Below are 22,321 nucleotides of genomic sequence, written 5' to 3'. Positions count from 1 at the left end.
GTAACAAAACCAAATAAAAAAAGCCCTAAAAGCGGGCTTACATTGTAAGTATGCTAATAACGTCCTGTAAGCCATGTTTTGTCCCTTCGTACTGCTAACGGCTGTTCACCTCGTACTCAGGCGGCAATCATCTATCTCCAGATACATGAGTATCCGGCCTTCTCTCCGTTTAATTCCTTTGAGAAGACTCCCCTACCATTATTTGGGTTTCTCGCTCGTGGGGTTTACCTCGTTCCACTTCTTTCGTTTCCGAAAGAACTACGTCACTGTGGCACTTTCAAGATATTCACACCATATCAAAAGACTTAGGTGCTTTCCCTGCCGTTAACCCAGTCGAAACCAGAATACCCTAGCTTATGACTTCGCTAGGCACGAACACTACGGACATTTCAGACCGTGCGAGCATGGACTTTCCTCTACATTCAAATGAATGCAGCGATTACCCGAACGTTATTAGCCTTATTAATGCGCAAAGATCATTATATAACAACTGCTTTCAAAATGCAAGATCAGCTCATCTTACTCATATAATTTACTGCCAAATACATGTTTTTCAAGATTAGATAACCGTTTTAAAATATCATAGTTTGTATTTCCTAATGTAGATTGTGAGCGTTTTGGTTGTTCAGCAGCTTTTTCTAGTTCTTTCTTAAGATGAGCATTTTCATTTTGCAGCTGCTCAACTTGTTTTTGAAAAGCCTCATAGTCTTTAATAACAAGATCCAAAAATTTATCAACCTCATCTTGCTGATAACCGCGTAATCCCGTCTTAAAATCTTTTTCTAGTATTTGTTTTGCCGATAAATGAATCGAATGTTCCGTTCCCACTTTTGTCACCTCAACATCCAAACAATAATTGTTATTATTTATTTTTTCAAAATTCTTGAGAATTGTCAATTTGTGTTTTTATCTCATGTATGTAATAGTGATAATAAGTTATTATCTATTGTTTTTCAATAAATTTCAATATAAAAATATTATTCTTAACAATCATTCTCATCTAATCCTTGGATATTGTGTTGATTTTAACTCATTTAGTGCACATAAGGATTAAAGAGCTAAATACAACGCTTTTTTCCTCTGTTTGAGCCTTGTATCCTTTTTACCAGCTATTTTGTTCATCTTGAATGAGTTCATTAATATCAAATGGTGTAATTGTGAATATTTCAAAGTTTGGATGACTTTGTCTCTTTTTAAGCGCTTCCTCTAAATAATATTTTGGTGAGCCCGGCTGTTCTTCATCATATAAAATTAATAAGCCACTGCTTTTCTCAATAAGAAATTGGTTTTTTACTTTTAACTGTAATGGACTTTCATAAGGCTTTTTTGAAATACTCTCATAAAAGTCAGCCTGCGCTGTAATCATTTCATAATACTCTTGCCGCTCTTCATTCCAACGCTCTTCTTGTCCTAAAAAAGGGGTTAATACAGCAAGCTTTAAATGCGGATATGTTTCTTGAAGCTCAAAAACAATTTCTGCCGTCCAAAGCTCTACACCTAATTGACCGCTAATTAATACCCATTCTAAATCAAACTCGTCAATAAGGCGCTCTAAATTTCGTTTTAATGCTTTTTTTATGTACGGAAGTCCAGGATGTTTATCGTTAAATATACCTAATTCATGACTCTTGTAACCTGTTACAGTTAGAACTTTCCCCATTATTGGACTCCTTTCTTTTTGCAGCGTCTTTTATAAAAAAGCAGCCTTTTTTATATAGTAATAAATGAACGAACTGATGAATTCATCAGTTCGTTCTCTTTGAAACCAGTTAACAGCAAGGGGGTCTTCCACATTGTTCATGTTGATGCACAGCATCAGAACAACATGATTGTGTTACAGGATAATAGTGCTTATGATGATAAATATTATGGTACTGATGTTGAATATGAGTTGGATGCATGTGCGGAACAACATGATGTTGATAATGGTGCTGTGTACAGTATCTTGTCGGATGAACAATTGGTCTCATTGGACGAGGCCACATTGGCATAGGGTTTCTCCTCCTTAAGAAAAGATATTTCCCTAATAGCCTATGATGGCAATTGATAACTCGTCATAAGTCAAGCACCTATTTTCTTATCGAATTAAATAATCATTTGCATGACTAATGTCATTCATTAAAAACGCAGTTAGAACAATGACTACAAAATACAAAAAAACAATAAATTTTCTCACTTCAATCTCTCCATTAAAAAAATGTCATTCTAAAACAACGACTTTTAAAACATATTACATCAATACATTACAAAAAATAAAAAAAGAAAGCAATCCCAACTTTTAAAAAATGTCGAAATTCCTCAAATTTCTTTTATATTTTGTATTATCCTGTTTTAAAAGCTTCACATAGCTTTTGAACAGAGTCTTCTTTACTAAAATTCAACTCATCCATCATAGCAAAAAATAACTGAGCCGTCATTAAGGCATCATTTAATGCATGGTGCCTTTCTTTTATCGGAATATTATGGCGTAATATCAAGGAATCAAGATGAATATTGCGATTAGGGTATAAATACTTTGCTAATGAATAGGAATCTAAAAATGGCGGATTATAAGAAGGAAGACCCCACCTTTTAACCATTTTTTGCAAAAACATTACATCAAAACTAGCTGGATGTGCTACTAAAATCGTGTTTTTACTATATTCATAAAAACGGTCAAATGCTTTTAAAAAATCAACCCCATTGGCAATATCATTTTTTGAAAAGCCAGTAATGCTGTATACCTCATTCGGAATACGCCGAAAAGGTTTTACAATTTGATAAAACGGCTTTTCGATCTGTTCATTTCGGCAGTTGACTTTCACAGCACCCATTGAAACAATTTCATCACCTAAGGTTGGTAAAAATCCTGTTGTCTCTAAATCAAAAACTGTAAACACCGCATCAGCCAATTTCTTTTCTTGCCAGCTTAAAAATTTTTCATCAAAAAGCAGCTTTTCCATCATACGAAAGTAGTTTTCTTCTTTTTTGTACTCTTTAATTTTATGTTTCCATAAAAATTGATCAAAGAGATAATATTTAAATAAGCGAAATCCAATATCTTTCATCTTTACAGTCCCCTGTTTCGACCAAAACTTAATTCACTTACCTGCTGCATTCTTTTTGCAACTGCAAGCGCTTCTTTAAGCTGCCTTTTTTCCTCTTTTAATAAATTCGGTACAATAATATGATTTGTTAGAGACTCATTTTTTTGTAATTGTTTTAAATTGTTTTGCAGCCGGAATCGAAGTAAATAGTGAAGAGCTGTTTCAATATTTTGCACATCACGAGGATGGAAAATTTCCTTTTCTTTTAACACCCTTAGTCTTCGTAATGTATTTACTTCTTCAATTCCATACTTAATCGCAAAAATTCGTATCCCATTTACAATTTGCATAATCGCGGATTTTTTTAAATTAAGCTGCTTTTTCTTTCCTTGTACATTTAACCGACCAAATGCATTAAGAGGCACTCGAAAACGAATCGTATCTTTAATTAATAAATGATGCAGCGTTTGGGCTCGCCTCACTTTTTCGGTTAATATGCTACGTAGCGTTCGGGCAAGTTGAAAATCACCATATATCGGTCTAAAATCCATAAAGATCGTAAAGTTACGAATTTCTTCCGCATCTGACTCTTTAATCCACCGCTGTATTTCATCTTTCCATGAACTAATAGTGTGTGCCCAATTTTCTTCTTTTGCCATAATTCCACCTTTACATTCCGGAAAACCGCAGTACGCGAGCGCTTTATTAATTATTTCTCCTAAACGCTGAAAATAAGCTTTAACTTCAGCTGCGTTCGTCAAATGGTTATAATCATCAATAATTAGCCCATTATCCTGATCTGTTGAAAAAGCTTGTTCTTTTCTCCCTTCACTTCCCATTACGATAAAGCAGTAATTAACAGGAGGCGGTCCATAGCCTTCTTCTTTCATTTGCTTTTCGGCAATCTTAATAATTTGGCGGTGAATTTTATCATTATAGTTTGAAATAATTTCACAAATTTCATAAGATAACGTCCCACTATCAAGCAGCTCTCCTACAAAAGCTTGAAAATTGTCATTGCTCGTTGGTGACAAATAAGTAAGCTGTTCTAATTCCTGAACAGCTTGAAGCTGATAGGATAAACTTAAATATTCGGAATCCTGCAAATGCAAAAATGATTCAGCTGTTACCATCCCAACGAGCTTACTTTTTCTCATGACAGGTACCAACGAAACTTCATGATGTTTAAAAAAGGTAAGGGCTTCATAACTAAAAGCATCAAACTCTACTGTATATGGCTTCTGCTTCATCCATTCTTTCACAGCATCAGAGCTTTTCCCTTGAATAAGCCCCTCAATCACTTCATGATGAGTGATCACACCTAATAAACTTTGACCATCTTCACTTACAATAAAACCTGGAAAGCGGCTCGCCTGAATTTTATGTGAAGCTTCCAATAAGGTTTGTGACGGTGAGACCCACTTTACCTGCTCCATAATCGAAGAAACTCTCGTACGAAAAAGGGGGATATTTTCATGATCGTCTTCACGATCACGTTCTGCTTTAATTTCATCATACAATGTTTTCATTCGTTCTCCGATACTTTCTAATATAACTTCAGAGAATTTTTTGTTTTCAGACATCATTTCTAAAAAAGCAGATTTTTTTAAACGTATTACTTCACAATCTTCAATGGCCTGCACAGAAAAATTCATATCTCCGCTCGTAAACATAATCATTAGTCCAATAATATCTCCCGGGTAATAATAACGAACAGAGACTTGCTTTCCATTCGCTTTATGAAGGATATTTTTTGTAATGCCTGAAAGAAGAAACGAAATTTCCACTTCTTTATCCCGTTCATGAAAAAGAAATTGTTTTTTCGTATACGTTTCAATCACAGCGCCCTCTGTCATTCGCTTTAACTGTTGACTCGTTAAAAGATGAAAAGGTTCTTTTTTTTCAATTAATGTTAAAAAATCAGCTTGATCCACTATTACTTCTCCTTTCTATCTTTTCTTTTAACCGCTCGATCCGCTTTACAAACGCTTTTCTTTCATTTTCTTCTTTTGATTTTAATAAACGCAAAGATGATTTCCATCTTTGATAGGCAGATTCTGCATAATATAATGCTTTTTCGAAGTCTTTATAACGATGTTCATAAACTTTAGAAAGTTCGATATCAACTTCTTCTAAACCCATTTCAGTCTGTTCTGATAACTCCGTCCAAAGCGCAACTGCTTCTTCAAATTGGTTTTGTTTTTTGTAAAGCATTGAAAGTGATTTTTTCGCTTTGAGTGTGAAAGATGATTCGCTTTCGCTTAATTTCTGAAAATAACTCATTGCGCGCTCTACATCGCCTAATGCTTCATACCATCTGCCAATTTCATATTTTTCACTGCTGAGATGACTTTCAAACGGCTCGTTTAACAGCATGAGAGAAAGGTGAGTATACAATGAAATTAACGTGATTACATCGCTCTCATTATGTTTTAATACGCCTGCAATAATTTCCGGATTCTGTTCTTTTAAATACTCAAAATAGAGCATTGGCGCTAAATAGCCTGGTACATCACTTTCACGTTTTATTTGAAGAATTTCCTTTTCTACAACAGCAAGGCGATGCGACTCGAGACGATGCTTCCATACTCTTCTTGATCCGTGCAGTAAGTCAAAATGACCAAACACAGGAAGCTCAGGGACAATATCACGCACGAACGTATGACGTGACTTCACATTTGGCCAATCAAAGGACTTCCCATTATAAGTTACAATATTTTCCAACTCGCTTATATCGTTTAAAAAGCCATAATAAAAGGCGGGTTCGGCGGCTGGATTCGGCAGAAAAACTTGAGTAACCTCTACACTGTTTTCTAAAAAGCGGCTGTATCCAATTAAAAAGATCGTGTTTCCCGCCCCGCTTCCTAAACCGGTTGTTTCTGTGTCGAAAAAAAGAAAATCTTCAGCTTTTTTGTCGACCCCTGATAATGGATGAGCGATCTTGTAATTATTCCAACGCTCCACAGCCTCTTTCAGTTTTCCTAATTCATAAATGCCGTGCTTGTATTCGAACGGATACTGTTTTTTTCTAATAAAAACAACTTGATTTTCAAATTCAAAAGGTTTCGCACCAAGTGACACCCATGTGTCATAATGCTGAATCGTTTCACTTAACGTTTTCACTTTCTCGATTTGCGCATTTTTATCGTTATTAACTGTTAAATGTGATTTATAGCGATTTAACTTGGATTGTAATGACATCTTTTACTCCCCTTGGATAGCTTCTAAAATAAGAAGAGCTACCTTTTTACTAGATCCTCCACCGTCTACACCAACACAAGAAGGACATCCGGCTTCACACGGACAGCTTCTTAAAATCCAGTTTACTTCCTGAAGAATTTCATTCATATATTTATATACTTGTTCACTAAGGCCCACTCCGCCAGGGTAGCGGTCATAAAGAAAAATCGTTGGCTTTTCTGAATGGAGTGCCTTTACTTGTGGGACAACGTGTAAATCCATGACATCGCACATTACATAGAGCGGCGCCACATGGCGGAGTACATTCGCAATGCCGACAAGTCCTTCCTCTAGTTTGTTTTCACCAAGTTTTTCAAGAAGATTTTCTGTTATACTGATCCAAGCAGCATTTGTATGAAGCTCTTCTTCAGGTAAATAAATCGGACCAGAGCCGATATTTTCATGTGTTTCAAACTTTATTTTCTTAAAAATTGTGGTCATTGCGTTTACCATCACTTCGCCGTATGAAAGATAACTATTTCCTGAAAGACTTTTTTCCTGATCAACTTCCAGCACTTTTAATTCAACGGCAAGATTTGCGTCTGTATAGTAATCAACATCAACTTGACGAATAAACGCTTTTTTCTCCTCATAATCAAGTTTTTCTACTTGATACTGAACGCCTTGATGAATATAGATCGCTTCTTCATGTAAAAGTGTCATCGCACTAAAACGGTCCATTTCGCCAATCACCTTTACATTTGCAGTTTCCGTTATATCAATAATTACAACATTTTCTTGAGAAGCAGAGCGAAGGCTGATGTTATGAGCAGGAAACGACCGATTCATCCAAAACCATTTCTTTCCTTGATAATGAAGCACATCTTCTTCTGCTAAAAATGATAAAATTTCTTCAATTTCAACGCCGTCAAACGTTTCTCCTTCTTTAAAAGGAAGCTCATAGGCGGCACATTTAATATGATCAACAAGAATAATAAGGTTATCAGGATTAATTCTTGCTGATTCAGGGTTTCTTTCAAACAAAAATTCTGGATGATCAATAATATATTGATCGAGCGGATTCGAACTTGCAATCATCACAACAAGTGATTCATCCTGCCTTCTTCCTGCTCGGCCTGCCTGCTGCCACGTACTTGCAATTGAACCAGGATATCCTGTTAATACACATACTTGGAGCTGGCCGATATCAACGCCAAGCTCTAAGGCGTTTGTACTGACAACCCCTAAAATATCACCGCTTCGAAGGCCCTGCTCTATTTTTCTTCGCTGTGTTGGCAAATAACCGCCTCGGTAGCCTTGAATCGATTGATTGCCGATTTTCTTTTTAATTAACTCTTGTAAGTAACTTAATAATATTTCAACACGAACACGGCTTCTCGCAAACACAATCGTTTGAATGCCGCTCGTTAAAAATTCACTGGCAATTTTACGCGCTTCAAGAACAGCGCTTTTTCGAATATTTAACGGTTTATTTATAACAGGAGGATTATACAGCACAAAATGCTTTTTCCCAGTTGGTGCTCCATTATTATGAATTAACGTAACAGGCTCTCCAATAAGATGCTCTGCTAACTGCTTTGGATTTGCAATTGTAGCAGACGTACAAATAAAAACAGGATTACTGCCATAGTAGCGGCAAATCCGTTTTAAACGGCGTATCACATTTGCAACATGACTGCCAAACACCCCGCGGTATGTATGAAGCTCATCAATCACAATCACTTTTAAATTTTCAAATAATGAAATCCATTTTGTATGATGCGGTAAGATTGCCGAATGAAGCATATCTGGATTCGTCATCACAACATGACCGGCTTTTCGAATAACCTGCCTTATATTTGCCGGTGTATCTCCGTCATACGTATAGCTTTTTACCTCCACACCAATTTCATCAATGAACTCATTCATTTCGCTCTTTTGATCCTGTGCAAGTGCTTTTGTAGGAAATAAATAAAGGGCACGGCTTTGATCGTCATCAATTACTTGCTGCAGGACAGGTAAATTATAACAAAGTGTTTTCCCTGAAGCGGTCGGAGTAACCGCAGTAATATTTTCTTTGTTTCTAACGTATTCATAAGCAGAAGCTTGATGCGTATAAAGTTCTTTTACGCCTCGATTCTTTAAAGCCGTCTTAATTCTTTCATCAATTGAATTTGGAAACAAGATGGTTTTTGCTTTTTTTGGGGGAATCGTTTTCCACAACTTAATATTTTCACGATAATGATGATTATTCTTTAAAAAATCAATCATTTCTTGAAGGGTTTTCTTTTTATTCATCACGTTCACCTCTGCGTTCTTCTTTTTTCATTGTACATAAATCTATAAGAGAACGTAAATGAAAAGCAGTGAAGAGTTTTGCTTCACTGCCTTTCTAGTAATGCCTCTATAACGTTTTGAGTATTTGGATTCCCTGTGTAGAGCTAAAGTACTCACAAACACGAACTTCTTGATGCCTTGAAAGTCAAAATTAAATATCTTTATGTCCTTACGCAATCGGTGTACCATTAGGCAGCTTTTCATCAGGGCTTAATAAAACAACGTCCCCTTTTTCTTGCACACCGCCGATGACTAGTACTTCTGATTTAAATCCAGCAATTCTTCTTGGAGGAAAGTTTACAACTGCCACAACTTGTTTATTAATCATATCTTCGTGTGTATATCTGTTTGTAATTTGAGCACTCGATTGCTTCATTCCAATATCTTCTCCAAAATCAATTTCTAATTTAATCGCCGGGACGCGCGCACCTTTCAGCAGCTCAGCATGTTTCACTGTCCCAATACGAATATCAAGTTTTAAAAAATCTTCTATTTCTGCCATTCTTCTTCACTCCTTTAACAACTTTTTATAGTTCTTAATCATTAGTTTTATAAAAAAACCACCTACTGCATAGGCGGTCTTCCTTCATTCACTTTTTTCGTTGTGCTACTCTCCTACTACATCACTTACAATTTCAGTGACAGATGCCCTCGTTAGCTTTTCTTCTCCTTTAACTAAAACATCAAGCGTCCCATGCGCAAGAGCGAGCGGGATTTTACAGAAGTTAAGAATTTCAGTGTGATGGATTGATTTCACATATTCATCAGCTTGTGCTAGATTTCTCCTCGCATAGTTAAACATATCTTCTGTTTCCCAACCTTCTGGAAAAAAATTAACGCCGCGTGTTTTATCCTCACTGCGGTTGCGAAGAATGTTAACAGACTGTAAACCTCGTCCAAAGCCTATCGCGAGGTTTTGATCGGTTTCGATGTTATCATGCCACTGCCAAATATCTGATAACATCACACCTACTAATCCCGCTACATAATACGTATATTCATCTAACTCTTCTTCTGTTTTAATCTGCCAATCTTTTAACGCCCATTTTGCCATTCCTTTTGCCATAATCGATGTTGCATTCATCATTTTATCAGCAGCTCCGGCTGGGCAGAGCTTAATCCAATCGCCAAGGCGCAGAGTTACTTCCGGAAGGTGTACCTTATAAGGCTTTAGTATCGCTTTTAACGCATCATTATTAAAAGATGCTTGCGGGCTTTCAAGCAGGATTGAAATGAACCGAAGTAACTGATCTTTTACTTCTGCTTTAAGTTCTGGATGATCTTCTATTTCATCAATAGCTCTCATGCAAAGATAAGCGCTTGCTACAGCATCTTTTAAGTCTAAGGAAAGATGACTGATCGGAATAAAAAATGTTCGGCTCGTTTCTTTCAGCACTTTAATGGCATCGTTATGTAAATGGTTTGATTCACTCATCTCGTATTTCACCCTTTTTGTTATCTACTTTATTTCGTTATCATTCTATTTTCTAACATGCATCCTATTGATGTGATACTGCTCATCATTGTTTTCATTATACACCTTTTAATTTACCGTTTAAATACATTCTACACATTGAAACATAAATTAGCGAAAGTTCAATGCTCTTTTTAGTTAATGTTGAAACAGCTCACAAGCAAAAAAGGCTTACTGAATGAATCAGCAAGCCTTTTTAGTGGAGAAATACAGAATAAAATCGGGGAAAGAGATGCCGAAGATCTTTCTGATCTCTCACATCATTATCTTATCTCGTTAAATTAAAATTATGAGCTTATTTTAAAAATTTTTGGAATTTCATTAAATTTTTTATTTAAATCCTACTAATGATTTCGCATATTGAAATGGCGTTGTGACAACCTTTAAATACATTTCCTTATTATTTAAAAGAGAAAGCGGTAATGTATGGTCATACAATGGAAAGATCTCTGTTATCCAAGGCTTCCTCTCTTTATCTAAACTAATCTCAAAAAGCAAATCTGCATAATGTCCACCGTACTGTTCGAGTGTTTTACAGGCTAACGTGCATAAATCAAAGAGTTCACGTTCTTTCACAAAAATTTCGCACTCGTTCATTTTAAACACTTCTTTTAACCCATCATATCCGGAAAGAGCCTTTTCTAATTGATCAATATGTGAACCTTCTCTCTTTTCAGTAAAACAGGCTATTGACCCAGAAAGATTCCAATACTTAGAATGATCTTTTTGCATGATTACTTTTAAATGAAGCATGTCATTATGCTTAATAGTACTAAATTGTTCAGCAGGCGGGATATAATGCTGAAGAGAAGAATGTGAGTTTAACCAAGAGCACCATTCTTCTCGATTAAAGGGATGCGTATTAAAAAACGTTTCATCATATACTGCAAGAAGTTTATTGTAAATTGACATTTCAAGATCTGTCGTGTTATAAAAGGCATCTGGTAATGGAAACGTCCCAGCTTTCCATATTGGTTTGTTTCCATTTGTAGAATAGTCCAGATAGTAACCTTCCATCGTTTTTTCGTCTACATTTATTCCATCTGCCGCACAAATAGTAAGAAGACCAGCTAAAAGGGGAGATAGAGTGAAATATGCTTTATAATTGTTTAATATTTGCTCAGTGATCTCACTTTTTTTCTTAAATGCAAGAAAAGCAAGAATTGGTCCTAAATGGAATTCCCTGCTCTTAATGTTTGCTTCATATGGAAAATGAAGAGGAAGCTCAAATGGAAACTGTAAAGCATGTGGTAATCCAACTGTTTTATCAGGAAGTTCACTATTTAGTTCTACCTTCACTTCCCTTTTCCAGCCTCCTAACCTTAAAGTAAGACGCTTTGGCAGCCCATGAAAATTTGATACCATTGACTGAGGGAGAAAAATCACATTTACTTCTTTCTCATTTATACGTTTAAGAGTGACGACCATTTCAATCCTCTCCAAATCCGGCAAGCTTTTTCGCATATAACATATTCATAAGCTTAATTTGATAAAAGATTTGCCGATTATTTACATCAAGAGCAATAAGCGGATCAGGATTAAGGTTGTTGATTTCAATAATCCAAATATTTGTCTCAGCATCTATCGCAAGATCAATTCCTAAATTCCCACAATGAATACCAACTCGCTCAAGATGTTCTACCGCTTTAAGGGCAAGCTGAGAAATGTCTTTTCTCCATCGAAATACTTCTTCGTCTGATAAACCAAACATTTTTTTTAATGTAACCTCTGCTAGTTCCGCAGAACCTCCCGCTTTAATATTTGTAACAACACTGCCGCTTTTTCCATATTTAGCAACCATAATCATTTCTTTCCAAACACCAGCTTCATTTTTCACCATTGCAATTCGAAAATCAATGTTTTGACCCTTATCTGAAATCATCTTAATAGCTTCTTGAAGAATATATTTTTTATCTTTAAATTGACTTTTAAAAAAATCAGCAAGATCAAAGATATTGGAAAGAAGAAGCACTTGTGAAGTTCCTTCTTCATCAAATTCAACTTTAAATTTTGCTGTTGTTTTTGATACTTTAAAAACCCCTATACCCATACTTCCATTCACCGGCTTTACATACATTGTAGAATGTTTTTCTAAAAAGCTTTCAAGATCTTCAGGGGATTTATAAAGCATTGTCTCAGGAAGATGACTGCTTAATTGAGGGACTTCTTTAAACCACTTATACATTTCCCATTTATTAAATACATAACTATTAAAAATACGTTTTCCTAACACAGTTTGAAAATGATTTCTCCATTGTTTATTAAGATAAATAATTTTAAAAAGGGCCGTTGGATAGGAGTAAATACCTTGTTCCCATTCGCCTGTTTCAGGATTATAAACATAGCCTTCCATCGTCTGTTCACTCGTATTGATACCTTCTAGCGAAAAAGCACCTACAGCGCCTCCAATACAATCATAATTGTATAAATGATTTGATAAATAATGGACAATTCGATTCAACGTTTCTTTCTTTGCTGCTGCTAAAATGCCAAAATACGGACCGAGGCGTATTTCATTATCTTCCAGCCTTATTTCATAACGGCCGCTCAGAGGAATTCTTAATAAATCAATGAGCCGAATCGATAGTTTTATTTCATTTTCATTAAGTTGAGAAGATATTTTCAGCTTAATTTCGACTGCTTGAATGCCAAAGCGAATAAACCATTTTTTTTCAGTTAATAATTTATTTTGTTTGGCTGTATTTGCGGGGATTGTTAAACAGTTTTGATAATGTAGATCTGGAATAATTTTATAGTTAGGGTTCATCAGTAAACCTCCCAACCAAAACCAGCAATAGAAGCTGAATAGAGAATTGGTTCATAACATATTTTGTGATAGATTTGTTTATCCAATTTTTTAAATCCTTTAAAAGTAGGACGAACATTCGCTTCTATAAACCAGTATCGCAGCTTTTGATCAAGTGCAATATCCAATCCAAATTCCGCAAAGTGCATCCCTGTTTTATCCATAATTCCACAAAACTCCATCGCAATTTCTTTAATTTCTTCACCAATTTTAGCAGCATCAACCTCAGCAGAAAATGCTTGTTTTAAAGCTTCATCTAAATGAAGCGCTGTGCCCCCTCTGCATATATTTGTTAAGAGTTTACCAGTCCCGGCAAGTCGACATTCAATACCATTGCAAACCCATTTTTTCAGCGGACTTTTTTGCATCACAACCCGTATATCCCATGGACTGCCGTTAATTCGAGCCAACTCTAAAAAAGGTTGAATAATATAGTCGCGCTCAAAAAAATTACCTTCTTTTAAATATTCAACCAATCTTAAGCGAGATAAGTTAAACGCAGTAAACTTTCGGTGATCATGTACTTCAATCTCATCACCCTCCACTACTTTAAGTACGGTAATTCCCCTACCTCTTGACAATTTGTTTGGCTTCAAAATAACCTTTGAATATTTTTCCAAAAACATCAAAATATTATCAACTGTTAATAAAGCGGTTTCAGGTAAATACGGCTTGAGAGCATGATGCTTCTTTAAATGATGATAAAGCTGCCATTTATCAACTTTCACCTCATTAAAAACTTTCCAGTTAACATCATTACAAGCTTCATTGATGAAATTATTTCTTTCATTAAATCCTCTCCGATACACAACGGAAGGAAGCGGTAGTTTATCATATTGCCACTTTTGGGCCTGATAATTATAGTAAAGTCCATAAAGACAATTTTCTTTCCAGCTTATTGAGCAGTGACTAAAGGCAATAAAAAGACCTCCTACTCTTTCATATGCTCCCATTGCATCCGTAATTTCCTGTAATCTGCGATGATGATAATAATAATGCTGTTCACCCAGCAAGAAGCCGATGACGGGTCCAATATGGATCGCACTCTCTGTATCATACATTTGATATACTGATGATTCTTTTATTAATAGCTCATCAAATAGTTGTGATGATAATTGAATGGAAAGTGGACTTTGAAAATCATTTCCTGAGTTTTCACTGAGTGAAGAAGTTCCTCTCACTGTAATGGGTATTTCTCTTTGCCCAAATACTAATTTCTTTTTTGTTTTTAATTGCTTTTCTAAATCTTTTGAAATATAAAGACTACTATTGGAATCTCCCTCTTTATTTTCATTATTTCTCTGAACTTTGATCCATTTCATGGACGCCCCCCCTTTTAAGAAACAACAAATAATAAAACGCTTGCTCGATCAGCTTATATTGTGATCTTGTATCAAGTTGAAGGTATAGAGAATGACTTTGTTCAAAACCACCAACATAAACAAGATAAGGACGGCATTCTTCATCAAATATATAATCAAGTGTACAGCTCCCTAAAAAGGGGATATAAAAATCTAAAAAACGGATAATTTGTAGAGAGGTGTTCACAAGTATGGATTCACTATCTTTCTTTTTATGCAGGAAAAATTTGTTAACACTTGAAGGGAGGTTTGATTCAAAAAATAAATCTCTTGAAAATATTCCACATTTAGCACTAATGGCAGAAACTGACCATTCACCTTCTCTATTTTTTTGCAAATTAACCCGTGCTTCTAAAGGACCTTCATGCGTATTAAACAATTCAATTCCCTTCATAAGAATATGTTTTTTTGCATTTATCATCTTTTTAACATAAGAGAGCAGATCGTCTTGATGACATATTTGGGTGTTTTGACCCACTGAAATTTTGTAAGTATAATGGTTAGTTTTTTTTATTTCTACAGCTTTTGGCTGCTGAAACATTTTATCTGGAAGTAGAAATAATGTTTCAGAATGATTAAGATAGTCAATTAAAATATCATCTGTTAATTGCGCAGAAGGCAAAAGAAATTGATGAGAGCCAGGTAAGGAGGATAACATCTCAAAAACAATACTTTGAATAAATCGATTAATCGGATTAATAACTATTACATTTTCCATTTTTCTTAAATTTCTCATTTTCTCAATTTTACTTAACGTTGAATGGAGAGCAAAGTTATAAACGTGTGATGGTAATTCAGTATATTCTTGTCGTACCCCATCTTTATCTATCATCGTGCCATGAATCATTTGCTCTTCTAAAGCTAAATTTTCAATTGTAAATAAAACAATCTTCACCTCATAGTGAATAGATAAATAGTGAAAATGTTTCATCATTTCATCATTTATAATATGTCGCTGTTTTTTTGCATCATATATAAAACCAAGTTCAGCGGTTTCAGTTTGCATCACCTTCACCTCTTTTTCCAATCAGGTCAATTAGCAGAGCACGATTTGCATTAATCCATCTTATGAAATTGACATTATGTGGGTGCAGGTCAATACAAGTAAGGCGTAAATTTTTCAATTTAAGATGATATATTCATAACACGGATAAACTTTTTATGATTGTTTGTCTTTTTTTGGCATAATTAGTGGTTTTTGAGGAGGTAGTATATACCGCTTAGGAATAACAGGTCCTTTGTCTTCGTAATTGACATGAATCAATCCTGGTGTCCATGAACAGTCTGGCAACACTCTTTGTGCTGTATAAAAATGCTTTCCCCACCAGTTTTTAAAACTTGTTATTATGCCAATTGCAGTTGGTGTGTCTTGACCAGCTGTACAAATGACAGTAGGTTTACCATTTACTTTCCCCATATATATACCAACATGGCCGATTATTCTGTAACCATCAGAGCGATCATACCACCAAGTTAGCAGATCTCCTGGTAATAAATGTTCTGTTCCTTCTATCTGCCAATATCTATTGACTTTATGTGGATATACACCTTTTACTCTTGTACCGAACGTATCATACTTTTTTGCTACCCCACTTAATTTAATTCCGAAATCTCCATAAACAAGCTTCGTAAAATTGGAACAATCAAGAACACCGTCAGAATGATAAGAGTTATGCCCCATCCCATAGACGGTATAACCATGTTCCATATACCAAATCGCCCGTTCTACAATTTGATCAGCAAGACTTCCTTTTATGTGTTTATACGCTTCTCTATATTGATTCACTTTTACTACTTCATGTTTCAGGTAGCCATTATAGTTTGCGTTATATCTAGCAATTGCTTCGTCTGTGGTCATCACAATAAACGACGCAGACATAAAATCACCTCTTAACATCACAATAGAAAATCAAGTTGTATTTAAGAGCTTTTTCTTTAGTTCCTTGAAGGAATCTTGAATCATTACACGATGAGGAATTTTAAAAAGAATTGCTGTATCACGAGTTAACAGCGGTCGAAGAATTTGATAGATTTCTGTTCCTGTGCTGACAAAATGAACATTTTTTGGATTCATACCAAGTGCAATTGCTTTGTTTCCGATCTCTTTTGCCTGCTCCCCTACGACAAATAATAAATCTAATTTTGATGCAGCTGCTTTTTCTCCCATTTTTACATACTGTTCTTTTGCATAGCTGCTATCTCCAAGCTGCGGCATATACCCTAGTATGGCAACTTTCTTTTTTGTTTCAGCGGTTTCTTTTAATACATCAAGGGACGCTGCCATTGAAAGGGGGGCCGCGTTCCACGTATCATCAATAACCGTGCATCCTCCTCGACCATTATGAAATTGTAAATGCTCTTTCATTTGACGAAACGAAGCAAGGCGTTCACAGCATTCTCTTATCTCCATTCCAGTACTTGAAGCTGCCGCAATTGCAGCAAGCGAATTGTAGACGTTTCCCTTTCCATATCCCGGTACATATACAGGATAACTTTGGTTTTTATAAAAAAGCGTAAAGGTCATGCCATCTTTTTCATATTGAATCTTTTTTGCTTGAAAATCGCACTTCTTATCAATTCCAAAACGAATCACCTGTTTAAACTCAGTTACATCAAGAACTTTTCGGATGTTTTCATCGTCATTGTTAATAATAATAATGCCTGTTTCACGGTTTAAACCGTTAATAATCTCTGCTTTTGCTTTCATATAGGCTTCAGGAGTTTTAGAATCTCTTAGATGATATACATCAATATTTAATAAAATGCGAATATTCGGTTGAAAATAATGAATGGTATTTGTTAAATAGCCTGGAGAGGCGACAGGCATTTCAAATACTGCTGCTTCTGTTTCATCGTCCATACCAAGTAAATACTTTAAATTAAGGGAACGCTGATTATTGCTTAAAAATGTTGAATGGACTTTATGATATTTCCTTAATATATGCTTTACCATTTCTTTTGTTGTTGTTTTTCCACATGTACCCGTTATACCAATTACCGGAATCGAAAAAATTCCCCGATAATAATTTACAAACTTCCAATACACTTCTTCGACTTCATTCACTTTTACAATCATCACACTGCTGCTAAGATTTTGAAACATTTCCGGCACATCAGTCATAACAACAACCGACTTATATTTTTGAAACAACTTTTTTTTCAAGCTCATATCTTTGTAGCGATGAAATAATAAAGTATGATCGCTAATTTTTTTAGGACGATACGTAACAGATTGAATGAGTGGATTACCGGAACCTTGAATAATTGTTCCACCTGTTTGTTTTAAAATTTCTTGGAGAAATAATGTTTTCATGGGAAATCCTCCATTGATTACACAATAATTTTTTGTTTAAATTCTTTAAAGGAGTCCTCAATCATCACACGGTGGGGTATTTTAAGAAGCATAATTGCATCTTGTGTTAAGAAAGGTTTAACATGCTGATAAGTCTCTAATCCCGTTCTGCAAAAAAATACTTTACTTCGATTCATCCCTAATTGAAGCGCTTTTTCGCCAATCGCTTTCGCTTCATCGCCTACTACAAAAAGCAAGTCAACGTTTGTAGCGATTACTTTTTCACCGATTTTTTCATATTCCTGTTTTGCATACTCTCCATTTCCTAATTGAGGCATGTAACCTAACAGGGCAATCTTTGTTTTTGTTTGTGCTACTTCTTTCATAACCTCGAGAGCGGTAGACATGGAAAGCGGCGTAACATTCCACGTATCATCAATTACGGTACTGCCATTTAAACCTGTTCGAAATTCTAAATGTTCAATTACTTGACTAAACGAAGTAATCCGTTCACATGCTTCTTTTAGATCGATTCCTGCATAATAACAAGCCGCAATTGCAGCGAGCGCATTATAAACATTATGTTCGCCATAGCCGGGCACAAAAACTTGATACTGTTTGTTCTGATAGTGAAGCGTAAAGGTCATACCCCCTTTTCCATAACTCACCTTATCTGCTCGAAAGTGACATTGATCGCTAAATCCTATATACGTAATAAGATGTTGAAATTGACTAGTATCAATTTTTTTAATATTTTTATCATCTGCATTTATGATCAACTTGCCATTAACGGGATCAACGTCGTGAAGAATTTCTGCCTTCGCGTTCACATAGCGTTCTGGAGTTTTACAGCCAAGCAAATGATACACATCAATATTTAATAAAATTCGAATTTGAGGCTTAAAGTAGTTAATATAAAAAGTAATATCGCCCGGTGCATCTACTCCCATTTCAATCACTGCTGCACCTGTTTTTTCATTAATTCCAAGAAGATAGCGGTGGTTGCGATGACCTCCGTTGAAACTTTTATAAGTGGATTGAACAGCATAACGCTTTTCGAGAATATGTGTAATCATTTCTTTTGTCGTCGTTTTTCCACACGTACCGGTCACTCCTATAATCGGAATATTAAAGAGACCGCGATAATAATCAATAAAATCCCAATAAGCTTGATCAAGATCATCCACTTTTATTAGAACAACATTTTCACCTAGCCGCTTGAAATCTTCTGGTTTATCCGTTACAACCACAGCACATTGTGTTTTTTCAAATAACTCCCAATCAATTTTTACTTTTTTATATAAATCAAAAAGCATTGTATGAGAAGCTATTTTATAAGGCTTTGTGATCACATTTTTAATGAGAGGATTTCCTTCACCTTTCACTACTTTGCCCTTAACGGCTCTAAGAAGTTCATTTAAATAAAGTGGTTTCAACTAAGTCCCCTCTCTTCCTCCAATAATTATCAACTATACTTCCTAACTAATTTTAATTTCCAAGCAAGTTAATTTATATTATGTAACCTTGTTATAGCGGTGACAATAAATTAACCATGAATCTCTGTACAACCAAATAAGAGCCTGTCGAAAGAATTCTCTTTTCGACAGGTTCTTATTTGACTTAAGATGAGGAAAATTCATTTACAAGGTCCTTAAAAATCGATAAAGCATGGCGGATCGGTTCAGGGTTTACTAAATCTACTCCCGTTTTCTTTAACAGTTCAAGAGGGAAATCGGAACTTCCGCTTTTAAGAAAAGTTAAATAAGACGTTAACATTCCTTTGTCACCGTCAAGTAAGCGATCAGCAATGTGAATCGCAGAAGTAAATCCTGTCGCATATTTGTACACATAAAATGGACGGTAAAAATGAGGAATTCGAGTCCATCCATATTTCACTTCCTCATCACAGACAACATCTTTTCCATTATATTGTTTAAATAACGATTCATAAATTTTATTAAATATTTCTGCGTTTAGCGGCTCGCCTTTTTCCGCTCGCTCATGAGTGATTTTTTCAAACTCTGAAAACATCACCTGCGTAAAAAACGTTCCTTTAAACTTATCAAGAAAATGATTAAGTAAATAACGCTTTAACTTTTTATCCTCTGTATGATTTATTAAATAGCGAATTAATAATACTTCATTTACTGTTGAAGCCACTTCAGCAACAAATATTGAATAACCTGCTGAAATGCGGGGCTGGTTTTTACTAGAATAATAGCTGTGCATAGCATGACCCATTTCATGTGCAAGCGTAAATAAACTATCTAAATCATCTTGGTAATTTAATAATACAAACGGATGGACACCGTATAAACCTAAATTATAAGCTCCTGAACGTTTTCCCGGTGTTTCTCTGACATCGATATAACGCTTTTCTTTAAAAGTTAATAATGTATCAACATACTCTTCACCAAGCGGCTGTAAGCTTTTTAACATCGTCTCATAAGCTTCTTCAAACGAAATCTCCTCTTTTATTCCTTTTACTAAAGAAACATTTAAATCATAGGCTCGCAGTTCGTTTAGATTAAGTTGTTCCTTTCTAATTTTCATATAGGTATGAAGGCTTGCGATATTATTTTTAGTAGATTGAATTAAATTGTTATGCACCGCCTCTGGAATGCAATCAGAAAAAAGTGATTTTTCTAAAGCGGAAGGATAACCACGCATATTTGTAAGCAGAACATTATTTTTGATAGCTGAACTCAATGTCGATGCAATAGTATTTTTTAATTGAATGTATGGCTTATAATATGCTTGATAGGCTTCTTTTCGCTTTTCTCTATTTTCGCTTTCTGTTAATTTTACATACATCCCTCTTGTAAGCTCCACTTTTTCTCCATTGTCTGCCGTCACTCTTCCAAACTTAATATCAGCGTTATTAATCATATCAAATGTATTTTTAGGAGATGAGAGAGCTTCTCCTATCTGGGAAAGAATTTCTTCTTTTTCTTCGCTTAACACATACTGTTTATATCGATACGCTTCAAATAAATAATCTTCAAAATATTGAAGACCTTTTACTTCTTTTATATAATCTTTTAAAGTATGTTCATTAAGACTTAATAAAAAAGGCATAAAAAAAGAAGTAGCCGCACTTATTTTTTGTCCTAAATGTGCCGCTTGATCTACTAATGCTTGAGAGGAAGAAATCCGAGTATCCACATCAAGCTGCAATTTAGCAAATACATATAATTTGCTGTATAAGTACTTTACCTCTTCAACAAATGATAAATAATGAAATAAACGATCTGCACAGTCAATTTTACCGTTAAACGATTTTAGTTCTTTCGTTATATCTAAAATTTTTTGATAATCTTTCTCCCAATCATTTTTATCTTTATAAATATCTGTTAAATCCCATTTTTCATTTATGGCTACTTCTTCTCTTGAAGTGTATGGTTTCAAACAACATCCCTCCTCACAATCCAGTTAAATTTCTTTCCCTATATTTTCGAACTTTTCTTTTCTACTCCTTTTTCTATTACTATGTATCTATACAAAAAGAGAATGACTAATTACGCCATTCTCTTTTTGTATGTTATTTTATTGTACAAAAAACTTAAACATTCACTTTATTATAACGATTTCTAAGCTTTTTCAAGCGATCATGATATTTTAAAATATTTAACCTTGCTTGTTCCGCTTCTGGAGCAATTGGTCGTAAATCGTTAATTCCCCAGTACTCAACAATTACATCAAGTACTTGATCAAAGTATTGGAGCGGTCCATAGTTTGCTTCATTTGAAATAATTTTCATACGCTTTTTAAAATCAGGCATAACAGCTCCCGGCATTTGGAAGTTCATAATCACTTTCTCCAAATAGTAGATATAGTTCGGTTCAAGTTCTAAATGAAAACGAATAATATCTCGGTAAAATGCGTAGTGAAGAATTTCATCTTTGGCAAGTCGGCGCAGCAGCGTTGCTAAATCTTTATCATGCTGTCCTGCTACTTTTGCTACGTTATTATAAAACACCATTGTCGCAAGCTCTTGAAGCGTTGTATAAGCCATTGTTTCAATTGGTGTAGAAAAATCAGGTGCCCAGCCGCTTTCGACTGTTTGTTTGTGAAGTTCATGAAGTCTTTTAGGGTTTACATTTCTTGTAATTAACAAATAATTTTCTAAAAGATTTGAATGCTGATCTTCCTCAGCAGTCCACGTATGAACAAAATCTTTAATAATAGAAATAGAGCCTTTAAATGTCTGCTCTAAGTGAGACGTAAACCATGGTAAATTTACCTCAGTTAATAGAGCGGTTTCAACTGCTGTAATTAGACCTTCAGGAAGCGTTACTTGGCTTTCATCCCATGGTACTCGACGAAAGTCCATCGCCTTGTCCCACGGAAGAAAATCATGATAGCCCCAGTCAATTTTTTCTGAGCGCTCCTTATGGAGGTCATAGAGTTCTTTAATTCTTGGTTCTAATCGAAAATCTAAATGGTTTGTTAACAAAAAAAACATCCTTTCTTGTTGTAAGGAATGTATGGTATGATTTCATAATCTTATTAGATATTTTTATAACACAAAATAATAAGAAAAAAACCTATTTTTTCAAAAAAGTTCCCCGCACTGCTCAATCCCTATTAAAAGGCTTCACAGTTTGTCATGTCATCCAAAGCAGCTGTAATAAAATTCTTCCTTACTTCATTTCTATCCTTTAAATAGTAAAAGTAAAAATGCAGGTTAGAACAACTTTGGCTTTGGGGAATTAAAATGAGGGAAACGTTAAAGTTCGTATAAAATTTACTTTTATGAAACATGTACTACGTAATTATAATGGATTATCGGAAAATAAGCAAACAGTTTTTGAAAAAAGTTCTCATTTAGAATAGGTTATGAAT

At 35.0% G+C, this 22,321-nt stretch carries 18 protein-coding genes and 1 other RNA gene; all 19 read right to left on the bottom strand.

The window, feature by feature from the left end:
* Nucleotides 1–62 precede the first annotated feature (62 nt).
* The 19 genes from rnpB to DS031_RS11010 all read right to left on the bottom strand — a co-directional run bounded on the left by rnpB (nt 63) and on the right by DS031_RS11010 (nt 21,932).
* Nucleotides 63–451, bottom strand: an RNA gene (rnpB, locus tag DS031_RS11100) — RNase P RNA component class B.
* 68 nt (nt 452–519) lie between these two features.
* Nucleotides 520–828: a cell division regulator GpsB gene (gene gpsB / locus DS031_RS11095; RefSeq protein ID WP_113806150.1), complete on the bottom strand. Its 309-nt coding sequence runs from the start codon at nt 826–828 to the stop codon at nt 520–522.
* A 274-nt stretch (nt 829–1,102) separates the two neighbouring features.
* Entirely contained in the window at nt 1,103–1,660 is a 558-nt protein-coding gene (locus DS031_RS11090) for an SLOG family protein (RefSeq protein ID WP_113806149.1), read from the bottom strand.
* 109 nt (nt 1,661–1,769) lie between these two features.
* A complete protein-coding gene (locus DS031_RS11085; RefSeq protein ID WP_113806148.1) occupies nt 1,770–1,991 on the bottom strand; it encodes a CotD family spore coat protein in 222 nt (73 codons plus the stop codon).
* A 330-nt stretch (nt 1,992–2,321) separates the two neighbouring features.
* Nucleotides 2,322–3,047 carry a 3'-5' exonuclease gene (locus tag DS031_RS11080; protein ID WP_113806147.1) on the bottom strand — a complete coding sequence of 242 codons (726 nt, stop codon included), beginning with the start codon at nt 3,045–3,047 and terminating at the stop codon, nt 2,322–2,324.
* Nucleotides 3,048–3,049: 2 nt separating this feature from the next.
* Nucleotides 3,050–4,960, bottom strand: coding sequence for a DUF294 nucleotidyltransferase-like domain-containing protein (locus tag DS031_RS11075; protein WP_113806146.1), 1,911 nt, complete (start codon nt 4,958–4,960; stop codon nt 3,050–3,052).
* A complete protein-coding gene (locus tag DS031_RS11070) occupies nt 4,947–6,227 on the bottom strand; it encodes a ribonuclease H-like domain-containing protein (RefSeq protein ID WP_113806145.1) in 1,281 nt (426 codons plus the stop codon). Before DS031_RS11070 ends, DS031_RS11075 begins: the two co-directional genes overlap by 14 nt.
* 3 nt (nt 6,228–6,230) lie before the next feature.
* A complete protein-coding gene (locus DS031_RS11065) occupies nt 6,231–8,504 on the bottom strand; it encodes a DEAD/DEAH box helicase (protein ID WP_113806144.1) in 2,274 nt (757 codons plus the stop codon).
* 208 nt (nt 8,505–8,712) lie between these two features.
* The gene (csaA, locus tag DS031_RS11060) at nt 8,713–9,045 is read right to left on the bottom strand and encodes a chaperone CsaA (RefSeq protein ID WP_113806143.1); all 333 of its coding nucleotides are present in this window, start codon (nt 9,043–9,045) and stop codon (nt 8,713–8,715) included.
* Nucleotides 9,046–9,150: 105 nt separating this feature from the next.
* A complete protein-coding gene (locus DS031_RS11055) occupies nt 9,151–9,978 on the bottom strand; it encodes a squalene/phytoene synthase family protein (protein ID WP_113806142.1) in 828 nt (275 codons plus the stop codon).
* A 369-nt stretch (nt 9,979–10,347) separates the two neighbouring features.
* On the bottom strand, nt 10,348–11,445 hold the full coding sequence (locus DS031_RS11050) for a YheC/YheD family protein (protein ID WP_113806141.1): 1,098 nt from the start codon (nt 11,443–11,445) through the stop codon (nt 10,348–10,350).
* Between the two features lies 1 nt (nt 11,446).
* Nucleotides 11,447–12,784 carry a YheC/YheD family endospore coat-associated protein gene (locus DS031_RS11045; RefSeq protein WP_113806140.1) on the bottom strand — a complete coding sequence of 446 codons (1,338 nt, stop codon included), beginning with the start codon at nt 12,782–12,784 and terminating at the stop codon, nt 11,447–11,449.
* Complete coding sequence (locus DS031_RS11040; protein WP_113806139.1) at nt 12,784–14,145, bottom strand: YheC/YheD family endospore coat-associated protein; 1,362 nt, start codon at nt 14,143–14,145, stop codon at nt 12,784–12,786. Before DS031_RS11040 ends, DS031_RS11045 begins: the two co-directional genes overlap by 1 nt.
* Complete coding sequence (locus DS031_RS11035; RefSeq protein ID WP_113806138.1) at nt 14,117–15,190, bottom strand: YheC/YheD family protein; 1,074 nt, start codon at nt 15,188–15,190, stop codon at nt 14,117–14,119. Before DS031_RS11035 ends, DS031_RS11040 begins: the two co-directional genes overlap by 29 nt.
* 153 nt (nt 15,191–15,343) lie before the next feature.
* Entirely contained in the window at nt 15,344–16,063 is a 720-nt protein-coding gene (locus tag DS031_RS11030; RefSeq protein WP_113806137.1) for an NlpC/P60 family protein, read from the bottom strand.
* Between the two features lie 30 nt (nt 16,064–16,093).
* A complete protein-coding gene (locus DS031_RS11025) occupies nt 16,094–17,497 on the bottom strand; it encodes a Mur ligase family protein (protein WP_113806136.1) in 1,404 nt (467 codons plus the stop codon).
* Between the two features lie 17 nt (nt 17,498–17,514).
* Nucleotides 17,515–18,912 (bottom strand): Mur ligase family protein, encoded by a 1,398-nt coding sequence (locus DS031_RS11020; protein WP_113806135.1) that lies wholly within the window; start codon nt 18,910–18,912, stop codon nt 17,515–17,517.
* Nucleotides 18,913–19,096: 184 nt separating this feature from the next.
* Nucleotides 19,097–20,884, bottom strand: coding sequence for an oligoendopeptidase F (pepF, locus tag DS031_RS11015; RefSeq protein ID WP_113806134.1), 1,788 nt, complete (start codon nt 20,882–20,884; stop codon nt 19,097–19,099).
* A 154-nt stretch (nt 20,885–21,038) separates the two neighbouring features.
* Nucleotides 21,039–21,932, bottom strand: coding sequence for an acyl-ACP desaturase (locus DS031_RS11010; protein WP_113806133.1), 894 nt, complete (start codon nt 21,930–21,932; stop codon nt 21,039–21,041).
* Nucleotides 21,933–22,321: the final 389 nt, after the last annotated feature.

It is taken from the genome of Bacillus taeanensis, assembly GCF_003318295.1.
Classification (GTDB): domain Bacteria; phylum Bacillota; class Bacilli; order Bacillales; family UBA6769; genus Maribacillus; species Maribacillus taeanensis.
This window is presented reverse-complemented; position numbering and strand designations above follow the sequence as displayed.